24 protein-coding genes are annotated in these 25,134 nt (G+C 68.3%); 22 read left to right on the top strand and 2 right to left on the bottom strand.

Annotated features, from left to right (window positions below; translation table 11 throughout):
• The first annotated feature begins 42 nt into the window (after positions 1-42).
• From AC1DER_RS05110 to AC1DER_RS05085, 6 genes are read left to right on the top strand one after another with little or no spacing between them, the layout of a single operon-like run.
• Positions 43-1,413 (top strand): aminodeoxychorismate synthase component I, encoded by a 1,371-nt coding sequence (locus AC1DER_RS05110; RefSeq protein ID WP_477247885.1) that lies wholly within the window; start codon positions 43-45, stop codon positions 1,411-1,413.
• Complete coding sequence (pabC, locus tag AC1DER_RS05105; protein ID WP_477247884.1) at positions 1,410-2,231, top strand: aminodeoxychorismate lyase; 822 nt, start codon at positions 1,410-1,412, stop codon at positions 2,229-2,231. Before AC1DER_RS05110 ends, pabC begins: the two co-directional genes overlap by 4 nt.
• Positions 2,228-3,295: an endolytic transglycosylase MltG gene (gene mltG / locus AC1DER_RS05100; RefSeq protein WP_441814981.1), complete on the top strand. Its 1,068-nt coding sequence runs from the start codon at positions 2,228-2,230 to the stop codon at positions 3,293-3,295. Before pabC ends, mltG begins: the two co-directional genes overlap by 4 nt.
• Positions 3,295-3,951, top strand: a complete 657-nt coding sequence (gene tmk / locus AC1DER_RS05095) for a dTMP kinase (RefSeq protein WP_477247882.1) — start codon at positions 3,295-3,297, stop codon at positions 3,949-3,951. Before mltG ends, tmk begins: the two co-directional genes overlap by 1 nt.
• A gap of 5 nt (positions 3,952-3,956) precedes the next feature.
• Positions 3,957-4,934 carry a DNA polymerase III subunit delta' gene (locus AC1DER_RS05090; RefSeq protein WP_477247902.1) on the top strand — a complete coding sequence of 326 codons (978 nt, stop codon included), beginning with the start codon at positions 3,957-3,959 and terminating at the stop codon, positions 4,932-4,934.
• A 5-nt stretch (positions 4,935-4,939) separates the two neighbouring features.
• Complete coding sequence (locus tag AC1DER_RS05085; RefSeq protein ID WP_441814979.1) at positions 4,940-5,296, top strand: PilZ domain-containing protein; 357 nt, start codon at positions 4,940-4,942, stop codon at positions 5,294-5,296.
• 573 nt (positions 5,297-5,869) lie between these two features.
• On the opposite strand, the gene AC1DER_RS05080 is transcribed toward AC1DER_RS05085, so the two are convergent.
• The gene (locus AC1DER_RS05080) at positions 5,870-7,924 is read right to left on the bottom strand and encodes a 3-hydroxyacyl-CoA dehydrogenase NAD-binding domain-containing protein (protein ID WP_441814978.1); all 2,055 of its coding nucleotides are present in this window, start codon (positions 7,922-7,924) and stop codon (positions 5,870-5,872) included.
• A gap of 276 nt (positions 7,925-8,200) precedes the next feature.
• Here AC1DER_RS05080 and rpoE point away from each other — a divergent pair, with 276 nt between their 5' ends.
• The 9 genes from rpoE (at position 8,201) to recO (ending at position 17,242) form a co-directional block, all read left to right on the top strand.
• Positions 8,201-8,821: an RNA polymerase sigma factor RpoE gene (gene rpoE / locus AC1DER_RS05075; protein ID WP_441814977.1), complete on the top strand. Its 621-nt coding sequence runs from the start codon at positions 8,201-8,203 to the stop codon at positions 8,819-8,821.
• Entirely contained in the window at positions 8,818-9,732 is a 915-nt protein-coding gene (locus AC1DER_RS05070) for a sigma-E factor negative regulatory protein (RefSeq protein WP_477247878.1), read from the top strand. The genes rpoE and AC1DER_RS05070 overlap by 4 nt, the downstream gene beginning before the upstream one ends.
• A 111-nt stretch (positions 9,733-9,843) precedes the next feature.
• Positions 9,844-11,370 carry a DegQ family serine endoprotease gene (locus AC1DER_RS05065; RefSeq protein WP_441814975.1) on the top strand — a complete coding sequence of 509 codons (1,527 nt, stop codon included), beginning with the start codon at positions 9,844-9,846 and terminating at the stop codon, positions 11,368-11,370.
• A gap of 200 nt (positions 11,371-11,570) precedes the next feature.
• Positions 11,571-13,364: a translation elongation factor 4 gene (lepA, locus tag AC1DER_RS05060; RefSeq protein WP_477247874.1), complete on the top strand. Its 1,794-nt coding sequence runs from the start codon at positions 11,571-11,573 to the stop codon at positions 13,362-13,364.
• A 198-nt stretch (positions 13,365-13,562) separates the two neighbouring features.
• Positions 13,563-14,348, top strand: a complete 786-nt coding sequence (lepB, locus tag AC1DER_RS05055; RefSeq protein ID WP_477247872.1) for a signal peptidase I — start codon at positions 13,563-13,565, stop codon at positions 14,346-14,348.
• Between the two features lie 98 nt (positions 14,349-14,446).
• Positions 14,447-14,827: a DUF4845 domain-containing protein gene (locus AC1DER_RS05050; protein WP_441814972.1), complete on the top strand. Its 381-nt coding sequence runs from the start codon at positions 14,447-14,449 to the stop codon at positions 14,825-14,827.
• On the top strand, positions 14,820-15,482 hold the full coding sequence (gene rnc / locus AC1DER_RS05045) for a ribonuclease III (protein ID WP_477247869.1): 663 nt from the start codon (positions 14,820-14,822) through the stop codon (positions 15,480-15,482). Before AC1DER_RS05050 ends, rnc begins: the two co-directional genes overlap by 8 nt.
• A gap of 89 nt (positions 15,483-15,571) precedes the next feature.
• A complete protein-coding gene (era, locus tag AC1DER_RS05040; RefSeq protein ID WP_477247867.1) occupies positions 15,572-16,468 on the top strand; it encodes a GTPase Era in 897 nt (298 codons plus the stop codon).
• A gap of 21 nt (positions 16,469-16,489) precedes the next feature.
• Positions 16,490-17,242, top strand: coding sequence for a DNA repair protein RecO (gene recO, locus AC1DER_RS05035; protein WP_477247865.1), 753 nt, complete (start codon positions 16,490-16,492; stop codon positions 17,240-17,242).
• 33 nt (positions 17,243-17,275) lie between these two features.
• Here the strand turns inward: recO and AC1DER_RS05030 are convergent, their stop codons facing one another.
• Positions 17,276-17,983 carry a response regulator gene (locus AC1DER_RS05030; RefSeq protein WP_477247863.1) on the bottom strand — a complete coding sequence of 236 codons (708 nt, stop codon included), beginning with the start codon at positions 17,981-17,983 and terminating at the stop codon, positions 17,276-17,278.
• A gap of 72 nt (positions 17,984-18,055) precedes the next feature.
• Between AC1DER_RS05030 and AC1DER_RS05025 the strand changes: the two genes are divergently transcribed.
• The 7 genes from AC1DER_RS05025 to AC1DER_RS04995 all read left to right on the top strand — a co-directional run bounded on the left by AC1DER_RS05025 (position 18,056) and on the right by AC1DER_RS04995 (position 25,131).
• Positions 18,056-20,092: a translocation/assembly module TamB domain-containing protein gene (locus AC1DER_RS05025; RefSeq protein ID WP_477247861.1), complete on the top strand. Its 2,037-nt coding sequence runs from the start codon at positions 18,056-18,058 to the stop codon at positions 20,090-20,092.
• A 63-nt stretch (positions 20,093-20,155) separates the two neighbouring features.
• Complete coding sequence (locus AC1DER_RS05020; protein ID WP_441814966.1) at positions 20,156-20,782, top strand: YdbL family probable chaperone protein; 627 nt, start codon at positions 20,156-20,158, stop codon at positions 20,780-20,782.
• Positions 20,783-20,894: 112 nt separating this feature from the next.
• The gene (rlmD, locus tag AC1DER_RS05015; RefSeq protein ID WP_477247859.1) at positions 20,895-22,226 is read left to right on the top strand and encodes a 23S rRNA (uracil(1939)-C(5))-methyltransferase RlmD; all 1,332 of its coding nucleotides are present in this window, start codon (positions 20,895-20,897) and stop codon (positions 22,224-22,226) included.
• A 29-nt stretch (positions 22,227-22,255) separates the two neighbouring features.
• The gene (locus tag AC1DER_RS05010) at positions 22,256-22,780 is read left to right on the top strand and encodes a CYTH domain-containing protein (protein WP_441814964.1); all 525 of its coding nucleotides are present in this window, start codon (positions 22,256-22,258) and stop codon (positions 22,778-22,780) included.
• Positions 22,781-22,813: 33 nt separating this feature from the next.
• Positions 22,814-23,470, top strand: coding sequence for a DsbA family oxidoreductase (locus tag AC1DER_RS05005; protein ID WP_441815222.1), 657 nt, complete (start codon positions 22,814-22,816; stop codon positions 23,468-23,470).
• 93 nt (positions 23,471-23,563) lie between these two features.
• The gene (gene nagZ, locus AC1DER_RS05000) at positions 23,564-24,559 is read left to right on the top strand and encodes a beta-N-acetylhexosaminidase (protein ID WP_477247857.1); all 996 of its coding nucleotides are present in this window, start codon (positions 23,564-23,566) and stop codon (positions 24,557-24,559) included.
• Positions 24,559-25,131, top strand: coding sequence for a hypoxanthine-guanine phosphoribosyltransferase (locus tag AC1DER_RS04995; protein WP_477247855.1), 573 nt, complete (start codon positions 24,559-24,561; stop codon positions 25,129-25,131). The genes nagZ and AC1DER_RS04995 overlap by 1 nt, the downstream gene beginning before the upstream one ends.
• Positions 25,132-25,134: the final 3 nt, after the last annotated feature.

Below are 25,134 nucleotides of genomic sequence, written 5' to 3'. Positions count from 1 at the left end.
TTGTCGTTTCTGGCCTGTCTGAAAACCCTGTCTAATACGCAGATGCTGCTGACCCGTTCCCTGCCTGCCACCTTCGACCTGCTCTCGCTGCAGCGTCTGTCGCCCGCGCGCTACCCGCTGTTGCTGGAGTCCAGTGCCCACGGCACCGCCCAGGGCCGCTGGGACCTGCTGCTGGTGGCCAGTGGCGATTCGCTGCACCTGGATGGCGACGGCACCACCCATGACGCCAATGGCGCCGTGGTCGACGGCGATTTCTTCGCCGCGCTCGACGCGCAATGGCAATCGCTGCGCGTCGCCCGCGACGAACCACGCTGGCCGTTCCGCGGCGGCTGGGCGTTGTTCTTCGGCTACGAAGCCGCGGCCCAGGTCGAGCCGGTATTGAACCTGCCGCGTGCCGATGGTCGCTTGCCGGTGGCGCTGGCGCTTCGTTGCCCGGCCGCGGTCCTGCGCGACCACACCAGCGGCGAATGCGTGCTGGTGAGCGAAGTCGGCCAAGACGGCCTGGTCGCCACCGTGCTTGCCGATGTCGACTCCGCCGTGCGTTTGCCGGCACTCGCGCCGTGGCAGCCGCCCGCGTCGCTGGAGGAAGACGCGCCGGAGCGCTTCACCTCGGGCGTGCGCCGCGTGCTCGACTATCTCGCCGCCGGCGATGTTTTCCAGGCCAATCTTTCGCGCGGCTGGGTGGCGCGATTCGATGCGCCGCTGCCACCGGCGGCGTTGTTCGAACGCTTGCGCCAGAACAATCCGGCCCCGTTCGCGGGCGTGTTCGCCGGTGCCGACTGGGCCGTGGTCAGCGCCTCGCCGGAACGGCTGGTGTCGGTGCGTGGCGATGTCGTCGAGACCCGGCCGATCGCCGGTACGCGGCCGCGCTTCGCCGGCGATGACGACGCCGCGCGCATCCAGGAACTGGTTGGCCATCCCAAGGAACGTGCCGAGCACGTGATGCTGATCGACCTGGAGCGCAACGACCTCGGTCGCGTCTGCTCGCCGGGCAGCGTCGAAGTCGACGAGCTGATGACCGTCGAAAGCTATGCCCACGTCCACCACATCGTCAGCAACGTGCGCGGTCGCCTGCGCGACGACGCGACTCCGGGGCAGGTGATCCGCGCGGTGTTCCCCGGCGGCACCATCACCGGTTGCCCGAAGGTGCGCTGCATGCAGATCATCGCCGAGCTCGAGGGCATAGGCCGTGGCGCCTATACCGGCGCAATGGGCTGGCTCAACCGCGACGGCGATCTCGACCTCAACATCCTCATCCGCAGCGCCGAACTGGAGCCGACCCGGGCGGGCGGAGCGACGCTGCGCTTCCGCACCGGCGCCGGCATCGTGGCCGACTCCGATCCGCAGCGCGAGCTCGACGAGACCCGGGCCAAGGCGCGCGGCATGCTGCGCGCCCTTGGAGTGGCCGGATGAGTGCGCCGCAAGTGCGTTACTTCGCCGGCGACCAGCCGCTGCCGGCCCTGCCGGACCACGACCGCGGCCTGGCCTACGGTGATGGCCTGTTCGAGACCGTTCGCGCGCACCGCGGCGAGATGCGCTGGTGGCCTGCGCACTGGCAGCGCCTGCAGCGCGGCGCAGCGATGCTGGGCCTTGTACTTCCCGAGGAGCGCCAGGCCTTTGCCGAGGCCACGCGCCTGCTCGCCGGCGCCGACGCCGTGCTGAAACTGATCGTGACGCGCGGCAGTGGCGGACGTGGCTACGGGCCGCCTTCGGCCGTAATCCCCCACTGGGTGCTTGCCCGCCATCCCTTGCCGCCGGCCTGCGACACTGGCCTGAGCCTGCGCTGGTGCGACACACGCCTGGCCGTGCAGCCGGCGCTGGCCGGCATCAAGCACTGCAACCGCCTCGAGCAGGTGCTGGCCCGCGCCGAATGGGACGACCCCGCCATCCATGACGGCCTGCTGTGCAGCAGCGAGGGCGACGTGGTCAGCGCCACCGCTGCCAACGTGTTCATCCTGCGCCAGGGCCAATGGACCACCCCGGCCGTGGACCGCTGCGGCATCGCCGGCGTATGCCGGGCCTGGGCGCTGGAGGCGTTGCCGGCACGCGAGGTGCGCCTGGCTGTGACCGATGTCGAAGCCGCCGACGCGGTTTTCCTGTGCAATGCCGTGCGCGGTATCCTGCCGGTGGCGCGGCTCGGCGCCCGCACATGGCAACCGCATCCGCAGGTGGTCGCGCTGCAGCACCGCCTTGCCGCCGAGCATCCCGCTTTCGCCACGGAGGTTTCGTGAGTCGCAAATCCGCGCGCCGGTCTGCCGGACGTATTTCCTCGGGTTTCCTGTTGCTGTTGCTGCTGGTCGCGGCCGGCACGGGCTTCTGGCTATGGCAGCGTTACACCGGATTCGCCGACGCGCCGATGTCCGGCCTGGAGGCGGACGAAACCGTGATGGTCGAACGCGGCGATTCGCTGCCCACGGTCGTGCGCAAGCTGCGCGAGGCCGGCGTGCGCGAAGGCGACCTGCTCGAATGGCGCGCGCTGGCCAAGCAACTCGGCGCGGCCGGCAAGCTGCAGGTCGGCGAATACGCGATCGAACCGGGTACCTCGCCACGCGCACTGCTGGTGGCGATGCGCGATGGCCGCGTGATCCGCCATCGCTTCACCATTGTCGAAGGCTGGAACATCCGCGAACTGCGCGCGGCCCTGGCCAAAGCCAGGCCGCTCACGCTGGAGTCGGGCAAGCTCGACGATGCCGCGCTGATGAAGGCGGTCGGTGCTCCGGGCCAGCATCCCGAAGGCCGCTTCCTGCCCGAGACCTACCTGTACACGCGCGGCGACAGTGACCTGGATGTGCTCAAGCGCGCGCACGCGGCGATGGACAAGGCGCTCGACGCGGCGTGGCAGCAGCGCAGCGCCGACACCGTTCTCAAGACACCGGACGAGATGCTGGTGCTGGCCTCGATCGTGGAGAAGGAAACCGGCATCGCCTCCGAGCGTCCGCAGATCGCCGGCCTGTTCGCGCGTCGCCTCAAGCTGGGCATGCGCCTGGAAACGGATCCGACCGTGATCTACGGGATCGGCAGCGCCTACGACGGCAACATCCGCAAGCGCGACCTGCGCGCGGACAATCCATACAACACCTACCTCATTGCCGGCCTGCCGCCGACGCCGATCGCGATGCCCGGCATCGGCGCGCTCGAGGCGGTGGCCAAACCTGCGGACGGCGATGCGCTGTTCTTCGTTGCCGTCGGCGATGGCAGCGGGCGTCACCTGTTCGCGCGCACCTACGCCGAGCACCAGGCCAACGTCCGCGCCTATCTTGCGAAGTACCGCGCCGCGCAGTCGGGGAGCCAGTAATGACCAGCCCAGGCACGCCCCTGCAGAGGCAACCGCGTTTCATCACGCTCGAAGGCGGCGAGGGCGCCGGCAAGTCGACCGTGCTCGCGGCGCTGCGTGAGGCGCTGAAGGCCACCGGCGAGGAAATCGTGGCCACGCGCGAGCCCGGCGGCACGCCATTGGCCGAGCAGATCCGCGGCCTGCTGCTGGACACCCACCATGAGCCGCCCACCGCCGACACCGAACTGCTGCTGGTGTTTGCCGCACGCGCCCAGCATGTGCGCGAAACCATCGTGCCGGCGCTGCAGCGCGGCGCATGGGTCATCAGCGATCGCTTCACCGACGCCAGCTACGCCTACCAGGGCGCCGCGCGCGGCGGCGACGTGCAGTTCATCGCCGAACTCGAGCGCCGCGTCGTCGGCATCGCTCCGGCGTTGACGCTGTTGCTGGACGTGCCGGTCGCGATCGGCTTGCAGCGTGCGCGCGGGCGCGGCGCCAGCGATCGTATCGAGAGCGAACGCGAGGATTTCTTCGAGCGCGTGCGCAATGGCTACCTGGCGCGGGCATCGGCCGAGCCGGAGCGTTTCCGCGTCATCGACGCCACCCAGCCGGCGGACGTCGTGGCCGCGCAGGCGGTGGCGCACCTGCGTGCGTTCATCGAGAGGGCGCCGGCATGACCGCGATGGCGGCGGCCAGCACGTTCGCGCCCTGGCAACAGCGCGTATACGACCAGGCCGTGGCCGCGCAGGCGAGCGGGCGACTGGCGCACGGCCTGCTGTTCTGCGGGCCGGCGCAACTGGGCAAGCGCGCGGTGGCCGAGCGCCTGGCACAACGGCTGTTGTGCCAGCAGCCGAGCGCGACCGGCGAGCCGTGCGGCAGCTGCCGCAGTTGCCACCTGCTCGCGGCCGGCACGCACCCGGACTACCAGTTGGTGTCGTTCGTGCCGAACAAGGAAGGCACGCGCCTGCGCACGGAAATCGTCATCGACCAGATCCGCCAGATCTCCGACAAGCTGTCGCTGACGCCGCAATACGGCGGCGCGCAGGTGGTGATCATCGACCCGGCCGAGGCGGTGAACCATGCCGCCTGCAATGCCTTGTTGAAGACCCTCGAGGAGCCGGTGCCGGGCCGCTACCTGTGGCTGCTGAGCGCGCATCCGGCGCGACTGCCGGCGACGATCCGCAGCCGCTGCCAGCGCTATGAATTCCGCCTGCCGCAGGCCGCCGAATCGCAAGCGTGGCTGAAACAGCTGGGGCATTCCGACGCCAGTGCGCGCGAAGCATTGGAAGCCGCGCGTGGCCATCCGGGCCTGGCCAACCAGTGGCTCGGCAACGATGGTCTGAAGCTGCGCCGCGAGGTCGCCAGCGACCTGGCCAAGCTCGCGCGCGGCGACATCGGCGCCATCGAGACAGCCCAGCGCTGGGTCGGCGACGAGGATGCCGGCCTGCGTCTGCGCCATGCCGCCGACCTGGCGCTGGCCGACGCCGCCGGCTTGACCGACCCGGGTCGAACGCGCAGTCTGGCTGCGTGGTTCGATCAGGCGAACCGGACCCGCGATCTGCTGCGCACCACGGTGCGGGCCGACCTTGCGGTCACCGAATTGTTGCTGGCCTGGCGCGCCCTCGACGGGCGGCGGGCAGAAGGGGGGAGCAGGGTATGAGCGGCATGAGTTCTGCAGGTGGTGCGCGCCAGGGCATTCTGTCCTGCGCGATCAAGGACAAGGCGCAGCTCTACAGTGCGTACATGCCATTCCTCAAGGGCGGCGGTGTTTTCGTGGCCACGCCCAAGCGTTATTTCCTCGGCGACGAGGTCTTCCTGCTGCTGACGCTGCCCGAGTCGAACGAGCGCCTGCCGGTCGCCGGCAAGGTGGTCTGGGTGACGCCGGTGGGTGCGCAGGGCAATCGTCCGGCGGGCATCGGCGTGCAGTTCGCCGAGACCGCGGAAGGCGAGACGGTCAAGGGCAAGATCGAAGCGCTGCTGGCCGGCACGCTCAGCGCGGAGCGCGCGACGCACACGATGTAGTCGCGCCGCAGCCCCGTCATCCGGGAAGCCGCCCTCACCATCATCCCGGCGTTTGCCGGGATGACGGGCCAAGGTCGACGTTGTTGGGTTTCCGCTTTCGCGGGAAAGACGAGGCAAGATCAACGTCGCCGGGTTCCCGCCTTCGCGGGAATGACGGGCCTCCGTTCTTCTTTGGAACCACTTGATCTCTTCGCGGGCGTCCGGGACCGAGCTCACCGAGCGGACGCGCGAATGAGTAGGGCACGGACATCGCCCTGTATCAATGCAGCCCGAGTCCCACCCTCGCAGCGACGCCATGCGGGCAGTGCAAGGGCGCCAACACGCGAAGTCAATAAATCGGCGGAAGTGTTGTGAAGGAGCAGGTGGGGTGTATTTCGTGAACGATTAACGGAGCGAAGCGGAGGTTCACGGAATACACCCCACCTGCTCCCCCACCGACCACAACGATGCTTCCCTCAAACCAACCCGCACCCCGGCCCGAGCGCATAGCGCTCGGGCGTTCGAGTGCGCGCGAGCCAGTGGCTCGCAAGCAGCGCCCTCTCACCCCGCAAGCGAGAGAGGGGCATGCAAACGTCAACCGCGCAGTGCGCCGCTATCCCAACCCGGGCGCGGCGCGAAACGGTCGCCATAGCGGGCGTGCAACTGCTGCAGGCGCGTGAGCAGCGCGTCGGCGCCGGTTTCGCGGATGTACTGGATCGGGCCGCCGCGGAACGGAGCGAAGCCGGTGCCGAAGATCACGCCGGCATCGAGCAGGTCGGCATCGCTGACCACGCCATCGTGCAGGCATGCGACCGCCTCGTTGAGCAGCGGCAGGATCAGGCGGTCTTCCAGATCAGATGGCGTCTGATAGTCCTTGGGCAGTGCCGGCTTGATCGCCTTGCCGTTCTCCCACTTGTACAGGCCCTGGCCGTCCTTCTTTCCGCGCTTGCCCTGCTGCGGCGGCGTCGCCAGCGAGGAGGGGATCGGCAGGCCGAGAAACGGCGCCAGTTCACCGCCGACGCCGGAGGCGACGTCCAGGCCAACCGTGTCGATCAATTCGATCGGACCCATCGGCATGCCGAACTTCACGGCCGCCTTGTCGATCGCCGCGCCCGGGATGCCTTCGGCGTATGCGGTCGCGGCTTCGAGCATGTACGGGAACAACACGCGGTTGACCAGGAAGCCCGGCGTGCCCGCCACCGGCACGGGCAGCTTGTCGATCGCCTTGCAGAACGCCGCCAGGCGCTGCTGCGTCTGCGAAGCGACGCGGTCGTGGTGGATGATTTCCACCAGCGGCATCAACGCCACCGGATTGAAGTAGTGCAGCCCGGCGAAATGCGCCGGACGGCCGATGTGCTCGCGCAGCTCGGTCAGCGGGATCGACGAAGTGTTGGTGGTCAGCAGCGCGTCGAACTTCATGCGCGGCTCGAGTTCGGCATACAGCTCGCGCTTGGCCTGCGCATTCTCGATGATCGCCTCGATCACCAGGTCGGCGCTGGCGACGCCTTCTCCGGCAAGGTCGCCCTTCAGGCGGGCGCTCACGTCCATGCGCTTGGCCTCGTCCTTGACCTTCTTCTCGAACAGCGTCTGCGCGCGCGTCAGCGCGCCGTCGATGAAGCGCTGCTCGCGGTCCTGCAACGTGACGTTGAAGCCCTTGTAGGCCGACCACGCGGCGATGTCGCCACCCATCACGCCGGCGCCGACGACGTGCACATGACTGATGCCGTGCTCCTTGCCGCCCTGGCCCTTGAGCCGCTCCTGCAGGAAGAACACGCGGATCAGGTTGCGCGCGGTCGGCGTCGAGGCCAGCTTCACCACCGACTTGCGCTCGGCCGACAACAGACTCTGGATGCCGCCGCCGCTGTTGGCCCAGGTATTGATCAGTGCATACGGCGCCGGGTAATGCTCCTTGCGCGCCTTGCGTGCGACCTGCTTGGTCAGCACCGGTGCGAGCAGCTTGCGCGCAGGCAGCGTGTTGGTGGCCCATGCCAGCATGCGCTGCTTGAAGGGACGCTGGCTGCCGCGCAGCGCATAGGCCGCCGCGACATCGATCAGGCTCGACGGATCGGTGACCTTGTCGACCAGGCCATTGGCGCGCGCGGCCGAGGCCGACAGCGTGCGTCCGGTCAGCATCATGTCGAAGGCTGCCGGTGCACCGATCAGGCGCGGCAGGCGGACACTGCCGCCCCAGCCCGGGTAGATGCCCAGCTTCACTTCCGGCAGGCCGATGCGGGTCGACGGATCGTTGCTGGCAACGCGATAGCGACACGCCAGCGCGATCTCGGTGCCGCCGCCCATGCAGAAACCATGGATCGCGGCGACGGTCGGGCAGGGCAGTTCGGCCAGGCGCTGGAATGTCTGCTGGCCGCGACGAATGGCATCGCCGACGGTGCCCTTGGCATCGAAGGTCTGGAACTCCTTGATGTCGGCGCCGGCAATGAAGCCCGACGCCTTGGCCGAGCGCAGCACCAGGCCCTTGGGCGGATCCAGCGCCAGCCGCTCGAGCAGGGTATCCAGTTCGATCAGGACGTCCTGGCCAAAGGTGTTGACTGGCGCACCGGCGCGGTCGAACGACAGCACCAGGACACCATCGGCGCGCAGCTCGGTCTGCCAGTGCTGGAAGCGGAGACCGTCAAGGCCAGCAATCATTCGGCACCATTCGTTCAGGTATGGAGAGAACGCTATCATCCCGAGGATGTTTCCCCGGCGTCAAATCGGAGTGTGGCGGTTGCCTCGCTGAGATTCCGTGAGGTCGCCGTTGGAATGGCCATTGCAATGGCCATCGGGACGGGTCGATGAGACCCTGACCCTTGGCGCTTGCGGCGCGCCGGGCCCGACCCCATTAATGATCGTGATTGAACTTTCCCCCGACAGGGTTGTCCCATTGTTCGGCCATGGCCGAGCCCACAGGAGTGCCGGCGCGGTATGGCCGAATTAGTGTTGCCCAAAGACGTGGAGTTGGACCAGGAGCTTGTCGGGCGTGTCCAGCGCGGCGACAGTGCGGCCTTCGATGCCCTGGTGCGCAAGTACCAGCATCGGATCACCGCACTGATCGGGCGCTACATCCCCGACTGGAGCGAATGCCAGGACGTCGCCCAGGAAACGTTCATACGCGCCTACCGGGCGCTGCCGAACTTCCGTGGCGATGCCCAGTTCTATACGTGGTTGCACCGGATTGCCGTGAACACTGCAAAGAATTACCTGGTTGCACAGAACCGCAGGCCTCCGACCGACGACATCGACGCCGGCGACGCCGAGCAGTTCGACACCGGCACCCGCCTGCGCGACACCGATACGCCGGAACACGAGTTGCTGCGGCAGGAAATTGAACGAACGCTGATGCGCGTGGTCGAAACCCTGCCTGAAGAATTGCGGACCGCCATCACCATGCGCGAGGTGGACGGCCTGAGCTATGACGAGATCGCGCAGAAGATGGGTTGCCCCATCGGTACCGTCCGCTCGCGCATCTTCCGTGCGCGCGAGGCGATCGATGCGCAACTGCGGCCCCTGCTCGACAACGACTCTGCGGAAGCTTCGAAGCGATGAATACGCCAGCCAACGATCGCGACAATGAAACCCTCTGTGCGCTGTTTGACGGTGAACTGGAGGGCGATGCAGCACGCTTCGCACTCAAGCGGCTCGGTCACGATGCGCAGTGGCGCCAGGCCTGCGACCGTTGGCAACTGTATGGTGATGTGCTGCGTGGCCAGGCCACGGCGTTCGCCGGCAATGGTTTCTCCGAGCGTGTGGCCACGGCCGTCGCACGGGAACCGTCGCTGATCGCGGTCGCCTCGAATGCAACGGCATCGACAGCGTCGCGTTCCCCGCGCAGCGCAGCGGCAAGCCGGCGCGGCTGGATTGGCGGCGCGCTTGCAGCTTCGGTTGCGGTCGCGGCCCTGTTCGTGAGCCGCCCCTTCTCCAACGACGCGGCGCCGGCCGTGGGCGATGCAGCGACCACGCAGGTCGCCGCGACGACGCCTGCGCCCGCCAGGCCGGCGCTGCAAACCCCGGAGCCGGCCTTGCCGGACGCTCCCGATCACCAGGCCGGTCTCAGCGCGGCCGCCGTGGCCGCAGTGGAGGTTCCGCGACGCGCGGCAGAACGCCGTTCGTCCACTCGCAGCCAGAGCCAGCGCGCGGCATTGCGGGCCAGTCGCCAGACTCCGGTCGCGGCGACGGCAGTGGCGTCGGTCGCGCCGGCCGCCGCACTCGCTTCGGTGAGTAGCGATGCGGTGGCGACCAATCCGGTCGCGAGCAAGCCCTTCCAGCCCGAGCATGCCGAGGCGACTGCCAGGCCGTGGCCGCGCGCCGTGCTGCCGCAGTACTCCGGCAGCGCCGGCATCACGGCCAGTTACGGTAGTGGCGCGTCCTCGCCGTCGTTCTATCCGTTTGAGCCGAGCCTGGCGCCGACGGCCGAACAGACCGCCGCCGACAGCGAGTCGTCCGCGCCACGGCGCTGACGGGAGCTGCGAGTTTCATGGCGCCGTCGCCGGCGGCGCCGCAGTCCGGATGCCTGCTACAACTTCCCTGCTGCACTCCCTGAAATCCGATCTCTTTTGAGGCCGTATTCGATGAACCGTCCGCTTCGCTCGCTGGTCCTTGTCACCGCCATTGCCGCTTCGCTGCCGGTAGCCTGCACCGCGCAGCCGCCGAGCACGCCGATCGCGCCGCCACCGGCCGCGACGCCGGCCGCGCCCCTGGTCAGCGGCCTGCCGGACTTCACCAACCTGGTCCAGCGGGTCGGGCCGGCGGTGGTCAATATCCAGGCCGAGGTCGCGCCGCAGCGCAATGCGCGCGGCGCGCCCGACGACGAGCAGATCCCGGAAATCTTCCGCCGCTTCTTCGGCGACGACATGCCGTTTCCGGGTGGTCCCGGGGCTCCCGGCGGCCCGCGCGGCCCGCGCGGCGGCGGTACCTCGATGGGCAGCGGCTTTGTCATTTCCGCCGACGGCTACGTGATGACCAACCACCACGTCGTCGAAGGCGCCGACACGGTCAAGGTCAAGCTGTCCGACCGTCGCGAGTTCACCGCCAAGGTGGTCGGCAGCGACGAGCAGTCCGACGTTGCGCTGCTCAAGATCGACGCCAAGGGCCTGCCGTTCCTGCGCATGGCCAACGCAAGCTCGACCAAGGCGGGGCAGTGGGTGATCGCGATCGGTTCGCCGTTCGGCCTGGACCACTCGGTCACCGCCGGCATCGTCAGTGCGGTCGGCCGCAGCAATCCCTACGCCAACCAGCGCTACGTGCCCTTCATCCAGACCGACGTCGCCATCAACCAGGGCAACTCCGGTGGCCCGCTGCTCAATACCAGCGGTGAAGTGGTCGGCATCAACTCGCAGATCTTCAGCAACTCCGGCGGCTACATGGGCGTGAGCTTCGCCATTCCCATCGACGTGGCCATGGGTGCGGCGGAGCAGTTGCGCGCGACCGGCAAGGTCAGCCGCGGCCAGCTCGGTGTGCAGGTCCAGCAGATCACCAGCGAGTCGGCCAAGGGCCTGGGCCTGCCCGACAGCAGCGGTGCGCTGATCGCCGACGTGCTGCCCGGCAGCCCGGCCGAGAAGGCCGGCATCGAGCGCGGCGACGTCATTCGCGCCGTCGACGGCCGTGCCATCAACGAGTCCAGCGACCTGCCGCCGATCATCGGCTCGATGGCGCCGGGCACCCGGGCCAAGGTCAGCGTTTACCGCAACGGCCGCAACGTCGACCTGACGGTCGTGGTCAACGAGCTGGACGCGACGGTGGCCGGCGGTTCCGGCGCGCCGCGCCCGGCCGCGGGCGATGCCCCGGCGGCCCCGTCCGCCGGCAACGCCCTGGGCCTGGTCGGCCAGGACCTGAGCAGTGGCGAGCGCCAGCGCCTCGGCCTGCGCGGCAACGAGGGCGTGATGGTGCGCAACCCGGGCGATGCCGCCGCAGAGGCCGGGCTGCGCCCGGGCGACGTGGTGCTGTCGGTGGGCCGCAATTCGGTCGCCAGCGCCTCGGCGCTGGATCGCGAGCTGTCCACGGTCAAGCCCGGCCAGACGGTGATGCTGCTGGTCCGCCGCCAGGGCGGCACCCAGTTCATCGCGGTCACCGCCGAAGACGAAGCCAAGGCGGGCTGAGGCCGGCCACCGTGTGCGCAGCGGCGCCCGCCAGCCGGCGGGCGCCGCTGCGCACACGGTGGCCGGGCAGGGCAGAGGGGAAGGGCAGCTCGCAAGGGTGGCCGGAAGAGCGGCCGGAAGGGTCGGACCGGCGCGACCGGGCCGTATGCGATAATCGCGCGTTGATTTTCAAGGAACCGGCTAGCCTCGCGCGGCCCCGCATGCAGCAGATCAGAAACTTTTCCATCATTGCCCACGTCGACCACGGCAAGTCGACCCTGGCCGACCGCATCATCCAGCTCTGTGGCGGCCTCGAGGCCCGCGAGATGGAAGCGCAGGTCCTGGACTCCAATCCGATCGAGCGCGAGCGCGGCATCACCATCAAGGCACAGTCGGTTTCCCTGCCGTACACGGCCAAGGACGGGAAGACCTATTTCCTGAACTTCATCGATACCCCCGGCCACGTCGACTTCAGCTATGAAGTCAGCCGCTCGCTGGCCGCCTGCGAAGGCGCGCTGCTGGTGGTCGACGCCGCCCAGGGCGTGGAAGCGCAGTCGGTCGCCAACTGCTACACCGCGGTCGAGCAGGGCCTGGAAGTGGTGCCGGTGCTGAACAAGATCGACCTGCCCACCGCCGACATCGCGCGCGCCAAGGCCGAGATCGAAGCGGTCATCGGCATCGACGCCGAGGACGCCGTGGCGATCAGCGCCAAGACCGGCCTGAACGTCGTCGACGTGCTCGAAGCGATCGTCCATCGGATCCCGCCGCCGAAGCCGCGCGACACCGACAAGCTGCAGGCGCTGATCATCGACTCGTGGTTCGACAACTACCTCGGCGTGGTCTCGCTGGTGCGCGTGATGCAGGGCGAGATCAAGCCCGGCGACAAGCTATTGGTCATGTCGACCGGTCGCACCCACCAGGTCGACAAGGTTGGCGTGTTCACCCCCAAGCGCAAGGACCTGCCCAAGCTGGGCGCGGGCGAGGTGGGCTGGATCCACGCTTCGATCAAGGACGTGCACGGCGCGCCGGTCGGCGACACGCTGACGTCGGCTGCCGACCCTGCGTCCAAGCCGCTGCCCGGTTTCCAGGAAATGCAGCCGCGCGTGTTCGCCGGCCTGTTCCCGGTCGATGCCGAGGACTACCCGGACCTGCGCGAAGCCCTCGACAAGCTGCGCCTCAACGACGCCGCGCTGCGCTTCGAGCCGGAAAGCTCGGAAGCGATGGGCTTCGGTTTCCGCTGCGGCTTCCTCGGCATGCTGCACATGGAGATCGTGCAGGAGCGCCTGGAGCGCGAGTACAACCTCAACCTCATCAGCACCGCGCCGACGGTGATCTACGAAGTGCTCAAGACCGACGGCTCGATCGTGCCGATGGACAACCCGGCCAAGCTGCCACCGGTGAACATGATCGAAGAGGTCCGCGAGCCGATCATCCGCGCCAACATCCTCACGCCGCCCGACTACGTCGGCAACGTGATCACGCTGTGCGAAGAAAAGCGCGGCGTGCAGATCGGCATCCAGTACATGGGTGGCCAGGTGCAGATCAGCTACGAGCTGCCGATGGCCGAAGTCGTGCTCGACTTCTTCGACCGGCTCAAGTCGGTCAGCCGCGGCTACGCCTCGCTCGACTACACGTTCCTGCGCTTCCAGGCCGGCCCGTTCGTGCGCGTCGACACGCTGATCAACGGCGACAAGGTCGATGCGCTGTCGATCATCACCCACCGCAGTCACGCGGACCGTCGCGGTCGCGACCTGTGCGAGCGGATGAAGGAGCTGATCCCGCGGCAGATGTTCGACGTCGCCATCCAGGCCGCCGTCGGTTCGCAGATCATCGCCCGCTCCACGGTCAAGGCGATGCGCAAGAACGTGCTCGCCAAGTGCTACGGCGGCGACATCAGCCGCAAGAAGAAGCTCCTCGAGAAGCAGAAAGAGGGCAAGAAGCGGATGAAGCAGGTCGGCCGGGTGGAGATCCCGCAGGAGGCCTTCCTCGCCGTGCTGCAGACCGACAACAAGTAATGCCGGCACACGCCGCCGCAGCCGGGGGTCGGCAGTACGCGATTGGCCAAGCCAGTCGCCTCGTACTGCGCATGACGAACAGCAGATCCCTCGCTATGCTCGGAATGAGAGGGTGCCGGGGGGCGACCTCTGGCCCGTCCGAGTTCCTGTGCTCCTCCAATCCCGATTCCCCATTCCCGGCTCTCCCGAGGAGCACGCATGCGTTGGTTTGAAATCATCCTGGTCGTCCTGACCCTGTTCTCCGGCCTGGTCTGGCTGCTCGACAAGCTGTGGCTGGCCAAGCGCCGCGCCGCGCGAGAGGGCCTGCTCGACGACGGCAAGGAGCCGGTGGTCGTCGACTACTCCAAGGCATTCTTCCCGGTGCTGGCGGTGGTGCTGATCCTGCGAAGTTTCGTTGCCGAGCCGTTCCGCATCCCGTCGAACTCGATGATGCCGACCCTGCTGACCGGCGATTTCATCCTCGTCAACAAGTTCACCTACGGCCTGCGCCTGCCAATCAACAACCACAAGTTCGTCGCCCTGGGTGAACCGGCGCGCGGCGACGTGGTTGTGTTCCGTCCGCCGCACCATCCCGATCAGGACTGGATCAAGCGCATTGTCGGCCTGCCTGGCGACCGCGTCGGCTACCACGACAACCAGGTCACGGTGAACGGCAAGGTGCTCAGCTACGTGCCGGTCGGCGTCTACCAGGGCGTCGGCAACGGCACCGAGATGACCGGGGCCGAGGAGCTGCGCGAAGACCTGCTGGGCCGCCAGCACAGCGTCCTGGAGCGGACCAACCTGCCGTTCCTCGACCAGGGCGAGGGCGACTGGGTCGTGCCGCCGGGTCACTATTTCGTGATGGGCGACAACCGCGACAACAGCGAAGACAGCCGATACTGGGGCTTCCTGCCGGAGCAGAACCTGCGCGGCAAAGCGTTCCTGATCTGGATGAACTTCGATGGCGGCGTCGACCGTTCACGCATCGGCAGCCGGATCAAGTAATACTGGCCAGGCATGGCTGCAACTGAAACACCGCCCGCGCCGTCCAGGGGGACTGCGACGACGCTCGGGCGGCACACAAACATTGGGGGATGGTTGAAATGAAGCGTACGCAGAGCGGCATGACCCTGATCGGGTTCGTCCTGGTGCTGGCCGTGGCCGGCGTGTTCATCTACATGGGCATGAAGCTGATTCCGATGTACTCGGAGTTCTTTGCCGTCAAGGAAGCCCTGAGCCAGCTGTCGAAGGAGTCGGGCATCAGCCAGCAGGATCCGGCGTCGATCAAGGCCGCGTTCTTCAAGCGCCTCGACATCAGCTACGCCGAGAGCGTGAAGCCGGAAGACGTCAAGATCGCGCGCAAGGATGCCGGCTACACGATGGCGGTCGAGTACGAAGTGCGTCGCCCGCTGATCGCCAACATCGACGTCGTCGGTCACTTCAGCGCCGAGCAGCTCTTGAGTCGAACGGCGCTGGATGAGTGACCGGATCGGCTATCGCTTCAACCATCAGGGCCTGCTTGACCAGGCCCTGACGCATCGCAGCGCAGGCGCACCGCACAACGAGCGGCTGGAGTTCCTCGGCGATGCACTGGTCAACCTGATCGTCGCCGAAGCGCTGTACACGCACTGGCCGCGTGCCGACGAAGGCGCGCTGACGCGGGCCCGCGCCGAACTCGTGCGCGAGTCCGCACTCGCGCCGATCGCCCGCGAACTCGAACTCGGGGCAAGACTGACCCTCGGCCCTGGCGAAATGAAGTCCGGCGGCCACCGCCGCGACTCGATCCTGGCCGACGCCCTGGAAGCGGTGATCGGCGCGATCTACCTGGATTCGGACTTCGCGACCTGCCGTGCCGCGGTCCTGCCGTGGTTCGGCGCCGCGATCGCCGCATTGCCGCCGCCGCACAAGGTCGGCAAGGACGCCAAGACACGCCTGCAGGAATGGCTGCAGGGCCGCCAGAAACCACTGCCGGTCTACGCCCTGCTGAGCGAGAGCGGCGAAGACCACGCCAAGAGCTTCGTCGTCACCTGCACCCTGGCCCAGCCCCCGCTGCTGACGCAGGGCGAGGCCGGCTCGCGCCGCGCCGCCGAGCAGATCGCCGCGGAAGTGGCGCTGGAACGCCTGAAGATCGACGATTGAGCCGACAACGCGATCAAAGTCGCGGGCGCCCTCCGGGCCACGTCCATAATTGATTGCCCTCGGCCCCCCGCAAGCCGACAATCTCCCCAATGAACACCCCCACTCATCGCGCCGGCCACGTTGCCGTCATCGGCCGTCCCAACGTCGGCAAATCCACCCTGGTCAACGCGCTGGTCGGCGCCAAGGTCAGCATTACCTCCAGCCGCCCCCAGACCACGCGCCATCAATTGCTCGGCATTGCCACCTTCCCCGAAGGCCAACTGCTGCTGGTCGACACCCCCGGCATCCACCGCGAACAGAAGCGCGCGATGAACCGCTGGATGAACCGCGCCGCCCGCGGCGCCCTGGAAGGCGTGGACGCCGCACTGCTGGTCGTGCGCGCCGGCCAGTGGGACGACGAAGACTCCCTCGCATTTGACGCCCTGAAAAAGGCTGGCATGCCCGTGGTGCTGGTCGTCAACCAGGTCGATCGCATGAAGGACAAGGCGGCGCTGCTGCCATACCTGGCCAAGGTCAGCGAAGGCCGCGATTTTGCCGGCGTGCACCCGATCTCCGCACTCAAGCGCAGCGGACTGGAAGCCCTGGTCAAGACCGTGCTCGCACAACTGCCCGAACAGGAAGCCCTGTACGGCGAAGACGAAATCACCGACAAGAGCCAGCGCTTCCTCGCCGGCGAAATGGTGCGCGAACAGCTGATGCGCCAACTCGGCGAAGAACTGCCGTACGCGACCACGGTCGAGATCGAGAAGTTCGAAGTCGACGGCAACCTGCTGCGCATCGGCGCGGTGATCTGGGTCGAACGCGATGGCCAGAAAGCGATCGTGATCGGCAAGGGTGGCGAACGCCTGCGCGAGATCGGCGCGCGTGCGCGCCAGCAGATGGAGCGCCTGTTTGGCAGCAAGGTCTTCCTGGAAACCTGGGTGCGCGTGCGCGAAGGCTGGTCCGACGACGAAGCAGCGCTGCGGGCGTTCGGTTATCACGACTGAGGCCAACACGGGCACCGGCACGTGCGCCTGAGCAACGAACCCGCGTTCGTCCTGCATGCCCGGCCATGGCGCGAGACCAGCCTGCTGGTCGAAGTGCTCAGCGCCAATCACGGCCGGCTGGGGCTGGTCGCACGCGGCGTGCAGGGGCCCAAGCGCCAGGTGCTGCGCGCCGCATTGCAGCCGCTGCAGTCGATCCGCTTCGATGCCGTGCAGGTCGGTGAACTGGCGCGGCTGAATTCCGCCGAGGCGATCGATGTGGCGCCGAGGCTGGGTGGCGAGGCGATGCTGGCCGGGTTCTATCTCAACGAACTGACCCTGCGCCTGGCCCCACGGCAGGATCCCGCGCCAGACCTGTACGACGCCTACGCCGTCGCGCGGGCGCGCATCGGCGCCGGCGAGTCACTGGGCTGGACGCTGCGCCGCTACGAACGCGATCTGCTCGATGCTCTGGGCTTCGGCTTCGACTGGCGCCGCGACGGCGAGGGCACGCCTATCGACCCGGCCGCGCGTTATCGCCTCGATCCCGAGCAGGGCCCCAGCCGTCTGCTCAGCGACCGCGGCCACGGCGACCGCAGCAGCGCCGCCACCGGGCGCGCGCTGCTGTTGCTGGCCGATGACCGGATGCCCGATCCCGACGACCTGCAAGGCCTGCGCCGGTGCATCCGCGGCGTGCTCGCCTTCCACCTTGGCGCGCGCGGACTGAAGTCCTGGGAAATGCTGGCCGAACTGGGCCGCGTCGCACCCCGGCGCGAACCCGCCGCTCCGGAAGGTTGACCACGGCTGGCGAGCCGACCGTCGCGGCTGCCGCTATAGCGATGCCAGCGTTTCCCTTGCCGCCAGCTCGAAGGCGTCGCGCAGCGCCGGCGATGCCGGTTCGCGATGCAATGCCTGCACCGTCGAGCCCAGGCGCAGTGCCCCGACGAAACCACAGCTGGCGTGCATGCGATGCAACTCGGCGCGCATGCGTTCGCCATCGCCGCGCGCACCGGCCTCGGCGATCGCCTGCAGCGACTTGGGAAGTTCCAGCGCGAACAGCGAACGCAACGTATCGACGTGCGCGCGATTGCCATTGAGGGCGCGCGCCGCGGCCTCGTAATCCCACAGCGGCAGTGGCATGTCGGCCACCGCCGAGACCCGCGACGCGTCACCGCCCAGGCCGAGCATCCGCCGCACCGCCGACTGCACGGTCGCTGCCGGCATCGGCTTGACCAGCACATCGCCGAACCCGGCCGCCAGGAGCGCATCGAGGATGGCCGCTTCGTGCGCCGCCGTATGCGCCAGCGCCGGCGTGTCGGGGCATTGCTCGCGCAGCCGCGCGAGCAGTTCGCTGCCGCTGCCGTCGGGCAGGCGGGCATCGATCATCCACAGTGTGTAGTCCTGCGTGGACGCCAGCGCGACCGCGGCGGCCAGGCAGTCGGCGGCGTCGACCTCGGCCGGCACGGCTGCCAGCGCGGCGGTGAGGAACGAGCGGCTGATTGGATCGTCCTCGACCAGCAGCACGCGCGGTCGGGTCATGTCGGCTTGCGCCGGGGGCGGTCGTTCCTGCAACGTCATCGCCGATTAGCGTCCTGTAGGTATGCTGCGCCCATGTCGCGAGGGATCTTACGCCTGCTGCTGGGCTGCCTGCTGGCCGTGCCATTGCTGGCGGCCGGGGTGGCGCATGCGCGCACGGCGCAGGCGCGCATTGCCCGCGTCACGCTCGCGGTGGCCACGATGTCGGATGTGCAGGTGCGCCTGGAATGGCCGGCGCAGGCGGCACAGGGAATGCTGGAACTGCGGGCAGGGCGGATCGATGCGCCGGAACTGGGCTACGGCTATCGCAATGTCACGTGGCGCTGCCCGCTGTCGCGCGAGCGAGACCGCTGGCGATGTGAAGGCGAGGTCCGTTCCGGGAACAGCCGGCCTCTGCGGTTGGCGCTGGACCTCGACCCGGCACGCACCGATGTCCGCCTGAGCCAGGGTGACGGTGCACTCGCCCTGCAGCGTCTGGCGAGCACGCCCGACCTGACCCGCATCGATCTCACGCGCGTGCCCATTGCCTGGGCCCAGGCCCTGCTGGCCCGGTCCTGGCCCGATGGCCGGCTCAAGGCCGGCACCGCCAGCGGCCAGCTGGACATCGTCGCACCGGCGAAAGCGCCGTTGCGCATCAGCGGTCCACTGCAGTTGCGCGCGGTCGCCTTCGATACCGCCGACGGCACCATCGCAGGCGAGAACATCGGCGCCCGGCTCGACATCGATGCGGAGCTGGCGGCGACCACGCACGTTGGCATCGACGGCCAGTTGCAAGGCGGCGAGATGCTGTTCGGCAACGCCTACCTGTCGCTGCAGCAGCGCCCGGTCGACCTGCGCGTGCAGGCGACGCAGGACGAAACGGGCGGGTGGCAGCTGCCGACGCTGGCCTGGAACGACCGCGGCATCCTCCGTGTCGACGCCAGCGCCGCGCTGGACCCGCAACTGCAGTTGCGCACGCTCGATCTGCGCGCGCACAGCGGCAACCTGTCGCCGTTGCGCGATGGTTATCTCACCGGCTTCCTCGGCATGGCAGGCCTGGGCGAACTGCGCCTGGGCGGCGCTGCCGATGTCCGCCTGCGGGTCGAACGCGGCGACCTGCGCGAAGCCGACCTCAACCTGCAATCGGCAAGCGCCGACGATCCGCGCGGAGGCTTCGGCTTCGAAGGCCTCGACGGCAACGTGCGCTTCTCCTCCACCCGCACCCTCGAAAGCGAACTGCGCTGGAGCGGCGGTTCGTTGCACGGTCTGGCCTTCGGTGCGGCGCGATTGCCGCTGCTGAGCAACGTCGGCGTGCTGCAACTGCGCCAGCCGGTATCGATCCCGTTGCTGGGCGGGCGCGCGGGTTTCGATCATTTCCAGCTGACCCCGCCGGCTGCGGACAAGGGTCTGGAGATCCGGTTCGGCCTCGAGCTGGAGCAGCTCGATGTCGCCCAGCTTTCGACCGCACTGGGCTGGCCGGCCTTTACCGGCCAGCTGACGGGCCACATCCCGCAGGCCCGTTACGCCGATGATCGCCTCGACTTCGAAGGCGGCCTGGCGATGGAGCTGTTCGGCGGCACGGTGCAGGTGTCGTCGCTGGCGATGGAGCGTCCGTTCGGTGTCGCTCCGACGTTGTCGTCCGACATCGCCTTCGACGACATCGACCTGGAATCGCTGACCGGCGTGCTCGGTTTCGGCACGATCACCGGCAAGCTCGACGGCCGCATCGCCGACCTGCGCCTGGTTGACTGGCAGCCAGTGGCATTCGATGCGCGCCTGCAATCCGATGCCGATGCCGCCAAGGCCGCCGGCGTGCGCCAGCGCATCAGCCAGCGCGCCGTGCAGGACCTGTCCAGCGTCAGCGACGCCTCGTTCGTCAGCAGCCTGCAATCGCAGCTGATCGGGCTGTTCGACGACTTCGGCTATCGCAATCTTGGTATCGCCTGTCGGCTCGTCGACGAGGTCTGCGAAATGGAAGGGCTGGGTTCAGCCGGACCGGGATTTATTATCGTCGACGGCTCCGGCCTGCCGCGCCTGAGCGTGGTCGGCTTCAACCGTCGGGTCGATTGGCCGACCCTGCTCGAGCGCCTCATCGCCGCCAGCAGCGGCGACGTCAAACCGGTCTTCGAGTAAGGTAAGCCACGCTTCAATCCGCACAGTGCGTACTGGCGCGGACACCTCTCACAGGAGAACAACATGCGCCGTTGGATGGGGGTACCGGTCGCCGCCGTGATGCTGACTGCCTGCGTCACGATCAACGTCTATTTCCCGGCCGCGGAGGCCAAGGAAGCGGCCAAGGAGTTCGTCGAGAAAGTCATCGGCGACGACGCCCAGCAGCCGCAGCCCAAGCCGCAGGACAAGCCGGGCGGCCAGAGCGCTTCGTTGACGCCGGCGGGTTCGCAATCGCTGGCCTCGCGCATCGACTGGCTGTCGCTGGTGGGCATCGGTTCGGCCCAGGCCCAGGACCAGCCGGACATCAACATCAAGACCCCGGCGATCCAGGCGATCCAGTCGCGCATGGCTTCGCGCTTCGACAGCCAGCTGCGCCCGCATTTCGATTCCGGTGCGCTGGGCTTCGCCAATGACGGCACCATCAGCGTTCGCGACGCGGCCAAGATCCCGCTGCCCGAGCGCGTCGGCGTGAACCAGGCCGTGGCCGAGCAGGGCCGCGATGCCAAGGCCGTCTACCGCGAGATCGCCGTGGCCAACAACCATCCGGAGTGGGAACAGCAGATCCGCGCCGTGTTCGCGCGGCAATGGGTGGATAGCGCACGCCCGGGCTGGTGGGTGCAGGACGCCGGTGGCGGCTGGAAGCAGAAGTAAGCGCTGAAACCCTCCCCCTCGCGGGGGAGGGACAGGCCACGAAGTGGCCAGGGAGAGGGGGAGGGTGCCCGATCTGCGACAATAGTCGGCCCCCTGCATCACGCCAGCCGCTGTGGCCCGCATAGATCAAACCCCCTTCGCAGCAGAAATCACCGGCCTGACCCACGATGGCCGCGGCGTCGCCCGCCGCGCCGACGGCAAGGCCGTGTTCGTCGCCGGCGCCTTGCCCGGCGAGCGCGTCATGGCCTCGCAGACTGGCCGCCACCGCAGTTTCGACGAGGCGCGCACGGTCGAGGTGTTGACCGCCGCGCCCGAGCGGGTCGAGCCGCGTTGCCCGCATTTCGGCACGTGCAGCGGCTGCGCCCTGCAGCACTATGCCCAGGACAAGCAGATCCTCGCCAAGCAGAACGTGCTGATGGAGAACTTCGAGCGCATCGGCCATGTCACGCCCGAGCGCATCCTCGCGCCATTGACCGATGCCTCCTGGGGCTACCGTCGCAAGGGCCGCTTCTCGGTGCGTCGCGTCGAGAAGAAGGACAAGACCCTGGTCGGCTTCCGCGAGACCGACCCGCGCTTCGTCGCCGACCTGCGCGAATGCCACACCGTGATCCCGCAGATCGGCCAGAGCATCCCCGCGCTCGCGGCGCTGGTCGACGGCTTGCAGGCGCGTCGCGAGATCCCGCAGATCGAATTCATCGCCGGCGATCCGACGCCCGACTTCAGTGGCATCGCATTGACGATCCGCCACCTGGTGCCGCTCACCGATGCCGACAAGGGCGCCATCGTCGCCTTCGGCCAGGCGCACGGGTTCGCGATTTTCCTGCAGCCGGCGGGCGTCGACAGCGTGCACGCGCTGTGGCCGGCCGAGCCGAGGCTGGCTTTCAGCCTGCCGCAATGGAACCTGGAGTTCCTGTTCCGTCCGCTCGACTTCATCCAGGTCAACGCCGGCCTCAACGGCAAGATGATCCAGCACGCCATCGACCTGCTGCAGCCCAGGGCCGACGACCGCGTACTCGATCTGTTCGCCGGCCTGGGCAATTTCACCCTGCCGCTGGCACGGCAGGTGCGCGAAGTGGTCGGGGTGGAAGGCGAGGCCGGACTGGTGCGTCGCGCCCGCGAGAACGCCGCGCACAACGGCATCGCCAACGCCGACTTCCATGCCGCCGATCTGGCCAAGGATCTCAGCGGCGAATCCTGGATGAAGCAGGGCTTCGACAAGCTGCTGCTCGATCCGCCGCGCTCGGGCGCCGATTTCGTGCTGGCACAGCTGCCGTTGAAACAGTTCGAGCGCATCGTCTACGTCAGCTGCCATCCGGCTTCGCTGGCGCGCGATGCCGGCTTCCTGGTCAACGAACGCGGCTGGAAGCTGCGTGCCGCCGGTGTGATGGACATGTTCCCGCACACCGCACACGTGGAGTCGATCGCGTTGTTCGAGCCGGGCTGACCGGGCACATTGGCTGGACGGAGATCTGCATGGGCATCGAAATCGAACGCAAGTTCCTGGTCACCGGTGACGGCTGGCGCGCGGCCGCGCGCGAGGTCGTGCCGATGGCGCAGGGTTACATCAACGACCAGGCGGCGATGGACACCGGCGCGATGAAGGCATCGGTGCGCGTGCGCATCGCCGGTGACGAGGCCTTCCTCAACCTCAAGTCGCGCGAGCTGGGGCACACCCGCCAGGAGTTCGACTACCCGATCCCGGTCGAAGACGCGCGCGGCCTGCTGGCGCTGTGCGTTGGCGGACTGGTCGACAAGCGTCGCCACTACGTCGAGCACGAAGGGCACCTGTGGGAAGTCGACGAGTTCCTCGGCGACAACGAAGGCCTGGTGGTGGCAGAGATCGAACTGTCGTCGGCCGATGAGGCCTTCGCCCGGCCCGACTGGATCGGCGCGGAAGTCACCGAGGCGGTGCGCTACTACAACCTCGCACTGGCCACGCGGCCTTACGCGCAGTGGAGCGAAAGCGAGCGTTCCGGCGCGGTTGCTTCGACGCACTGAGTCCCCAACTCCATGGCCATGAACAACAAACCCCTGCGCATCGATATCTGGTCCGACGTGGTCTGCCCCTGGTGCTGGATCGGCAAGCACCGCCTGCGCGCGGCGCTGTCGCAGCTGGGCGAAGCCGGGCAGAACGCGGAAATCCACTGGCACGCGTACCAGCTGGATCCGGAATCCGACGAGACTCCGGTGCCGCTGCGCGAGGCCTACGAGCGCAAGTTCGGGGGTCCTGAGCGCACCGCGCAGATCCTGGCGCAGACCCAGGCAACCGGACGCGCGGAAGGCCTGCCGTTCGACTTCGACCGTGGCCAGGTGCGCGTGAGCACCCTCAAGGCGCACCGGCTGGTCTGGCTGGCCGGCCGCGAAGGCGATGCGGACAAGGTGGGCGAGGCGTTGTTCCGCGCCCACTTCGCCGAAGGTCGCAACCTTGCCGACACGCAGACGCTGGTCGATGCCGGCGCCGCCGGCGGGCTGTCGGCACAGCGCGTGCGCGCGATGCTCGATTCCGACGAAGGCGTGGCCGAAGTCCGCGCGCAACTGGGCCAGGCCAGCGCGCTGGGCATCCAGGCGGTGCCGACCTTCGTCCTCGACGGGCGCCTGGCAGTGCAGGGCGCGCAGACCCCCGATGTGTTCCGCGATGCATTTGCCCGGCTCGGCATCGTGCCGACGGCGGGCGCCACGGATGCCTGAACCGCCGCGTCGCGGGGCTGCCGCGACCGGCCATCTGCGCGACAATGCGAGGCCGCGCCCTTGGCGCAGCCCCCACCGCCTGGAGTTTTCCGCATGCTCGTGATCGGCGTCGCCGGCACCGAACTTACCGCGCAAGAGCGCGACTGGCTGCAGCACGACGCCTGCGCCGGCGTGATCCTGTTCACCCGCAACTTCGCCTCACGCGACCAGGTCGCCGAGCTCTCGGCCGCGATCCGCGCCGCGGCCGGGCGCCCGCAGCTGATCTGCGTCGACCAGGAAGGCGGTCGCGTGCAGCGTTTCCGCGAAGGCTACAGCGCGCTTCCGCCGCTGCAGGGTTTCGGCAAGCTGTACGCCGACGACCGCGAGGCCGCGCTCAAGCTGGCCGAGGAACACGCCTGGCTGATGGCCACCGAAGTGCAGGCCAGCGGCGTCGACCTCAGCTTCGCCCCGGTCGTTGACCTGGGACGCGGCAACCTGGCGATCGGCAATCGTGCGTTCTCGGAAGATCCCGCGGTCGTCGCCGAATTCACCCGCGCCTATGTGCGCGGCATGCACGCGGCCGGCATGGCCGCCACGCTCAAGCACTTCCCGGGCCACGGCTCGGTGCAGGCCGACACCCATTTCGATGACGCCGTCGACCCGCGCGGGCTCGATGAGCTGCGCGCGACCGACCTGATCCCCTTCGTTGCCGGCATCGACGCCAAGGCCGATGCGGTGATGATGGCGCACGTGAAGTACCCGGCCGTCGCGCCGGAGCCGGCGGGTTATTCGAAGTACTGGATCAACGACGTGCTGCGCCACGAGATGGGTTTCCGCGGCGTGGTCTTCAGCGACGACATCGGCATGAAGGCGGCGTTCTCCGCCGGTGGCGTCAAGGCGCGCATCGACGCGCATTACGATGCCGGCTGCGACGTGGTGCTGGTCTGCCACCCGCAGCTGGTCGAGGAATCGCTGGCGGCCGTGCAGGGGCGCGCGCTCAACACGATGGCGCTGACCGGCCTGATCGGACGCGGCGCGATGGGTTGGGACGGCCTGCTGGCCGATAGCCGCTACGGGTCTGCGCGTAGCCATCTGGAGGGCCTGGCGTGATGAGCATCCCTGTTGCGAAGACCAATGACCTGGCGGCCGCACTGGCCAATTCCGACCTGCTGATCGACCGGCCCACGCTGGAGCAGGCGATCAGGCAGATGGCCGCGCCGATCCGCGCCGACTACGGTAACGACGACGTGCCGGTCTATCTGACGATCATGCACGGTGGCCTGCCGTTCGCCGCGCAACTGGCGATGGAAGTCGGCGCGCTCGGGCTCGACCTGGAGTTCGACTACCTGCATGCCACCCGCTACCGCGGCGCCACCTCCGGCGGCGAGCTGACCTGGAAGCATCGCCCGGCGACGCCGCTGCAGGGCCGCCGCGTGCTGCTGGCCGACGACATCCTCGATGAGGGCCATACGCTGGCCGCGATCCGCGCGTGGTGCCTGGAGCAGGGTGCGCGCGACGTGCGCATCGCCGCGCTGGCGGTGAAGGTGCACGACCGTTGCGTGCCTGGACTGCATGCCGATTACGTCGGCGTCGAGGTGCCGGACCGCTATGTGTTCGGCTATGGCATGGACTACCACGAGCAGGGGCGCAACCTGCCGGCCATCTACGCGTTGAAGGATTGAGCG

This window comes from Lysobacter sp. 05T417, from assembly GCF_056396405.1.
This window is presented reverse-complemented; position numbering and strand designations above follow the sequence as displayed.

What these genes read in the sequence shown, in the direction of transcription:
- AC1DER_RS04995 (WP_477247855.1), top strand. Translation starts at nt 24,559, where the DNA reads ATGAGCATCCCTGTTGCGAAGACCAATGACCTGGCGGCCGCACTGGCC.
- AC1DER_RS05020 (WP_441814966.1), top strand. Translation starts at nt 20,156, where the DNA reads ATGCGCCGTTGGATGGGGGTACCGGTCGCCGCCGTGATGCTGACTGCC.
- rpoE (WP_441814977.1), top strand. Translation starts at nt 8,201, where the DNA reads ATGGCCGAATTAGTGTTGCCCAAAGACGTGGAGTTGGACCAGGAGCTT.
- AC1DER_RS05065 (WP_441814975.1), top strand. Translation starts at nt 9,844, where the DNA reads ATGAACCGTCCGCTTCGCTCGCTGGTCCTTGTCACCGCCATTGCCGCT.
- AC1DER_RS05110 (WP_477247885.1), top strand. Translation starts at nt 43, where the DNA reads ATGCTGCTGACCCGTTCCCTGCCTGCCACCTTCGACCTGCTCTCGCTG.
- AC1DER_RS05010 (WP_441814964.1), top strand. Translation starts at nt 22,256, where the DNA reads ATGGGCATCGAAATCGAACGCAAGTTCCTGGTCACCGGTGACGGCTGG.
- lepB (WP_477247872.1), top strand. Translation starts at nt 13,563, where the DNA reads ATGCGTTGGTTTGAAATCATCCTGGTCGTCCTGACCCTGTTCTCCGGC.
- AC1DER_RS05025 (WP_477247861.1), top strand. Translation starts at nt 18,056, where the DNA reads ATGTCGCGAGGGATCTTACGCCTGCTGCTGGGCTGCCTGCTGGCCGTG.
- AC1DER_RS05050 (WP_441814972.1), top strand. Translation starts at nt 14,447, where the DNA reads ATGAAGCGTACGCAGAGCGGCATGACCCTGATCGGGTTCGTCCTGGTG.
- AC1DER_RS05090 (WP_477247902.1), top strand. Translation starts at nt 3,957, where the DNA reads ATGGCGGCGGCCAGCACGTTCGCGCCCTGGCAACAGCGCGTATACGAC.
- AC1DER_RS05085 (WP_441814979.1), top strand. Translation starts at nt 4,940, where the DNA reads ATGAGTTCTGCAGGTGGTGCGCGCCAGGGCATTCTGTCCTGCGCGATC.
- tmk (WP_477247882.1), top strand. Translation starts at nt 3,295, where the DNA reads ATGACCAGCCCAGGCACGCCCCTGCAGAGGCAACCGCGTTTCATCACG.
- pabC (WP_477247884.1), top strand. Translation starts at nt 1,410, where the DNA reads ATGAGTGCGCCGCAAGTGCGTTACTTCGCCGGCGACCAGCCGCTGCCG.
- nagZ (WP_477247857.1), top strand. Translation starts at nt 23,564, where the DNA reads ATGCTCGTGATCGGCGTCGCCGGCACCGAACTTACCGCGCAAGAGCGC.
- rnc (WP_477247869.1), top strand. Translation starts at nt 14,820, where the DNA reads ATGAGTGACCGGATCGGCTATCGCTTCAACCATCAGGGCCTGCTTGAC.
- AC1DER_RS05030 (WP_477247863.1), bottom strand. Translation starts at nt 17,983, where the DNA reads ATGACCCGACCGCGCGTGCTGCTGGTCGAGGACGATCCAATCAGCCGC.
- AC1DER_RS05080 (WP_441814978.1), bottom strand. Translation starts at nt 7,924, where the DNA reads ATGATTGCTGGCCTTGACGGTCTCCGCTTCCAGCACTGGCAGACCGAG.
- era (WP_477247867.1), top strand. Translation starts at nt 15,572, where the DNA reads ATGAACACCCCCACTCATCGCGCCGGCCACGTTGCCGTCATCGGCCGT.
- AC1DER_RS05070 (WP_477247878.1), top strand. Translation starts at nt 8,818, where the DNA reads ATGAATACGCCAGCCAACGATCGCGACAATGAAACCCTCTGTGCGCTG.
- lepA (WP_477247874.1), top strand. Translation starts at nt 11,571, where the DNA reads ATGCAGCAGATCAGAAACTTTTCCATCATTGCCCACGTCGACCACGGC.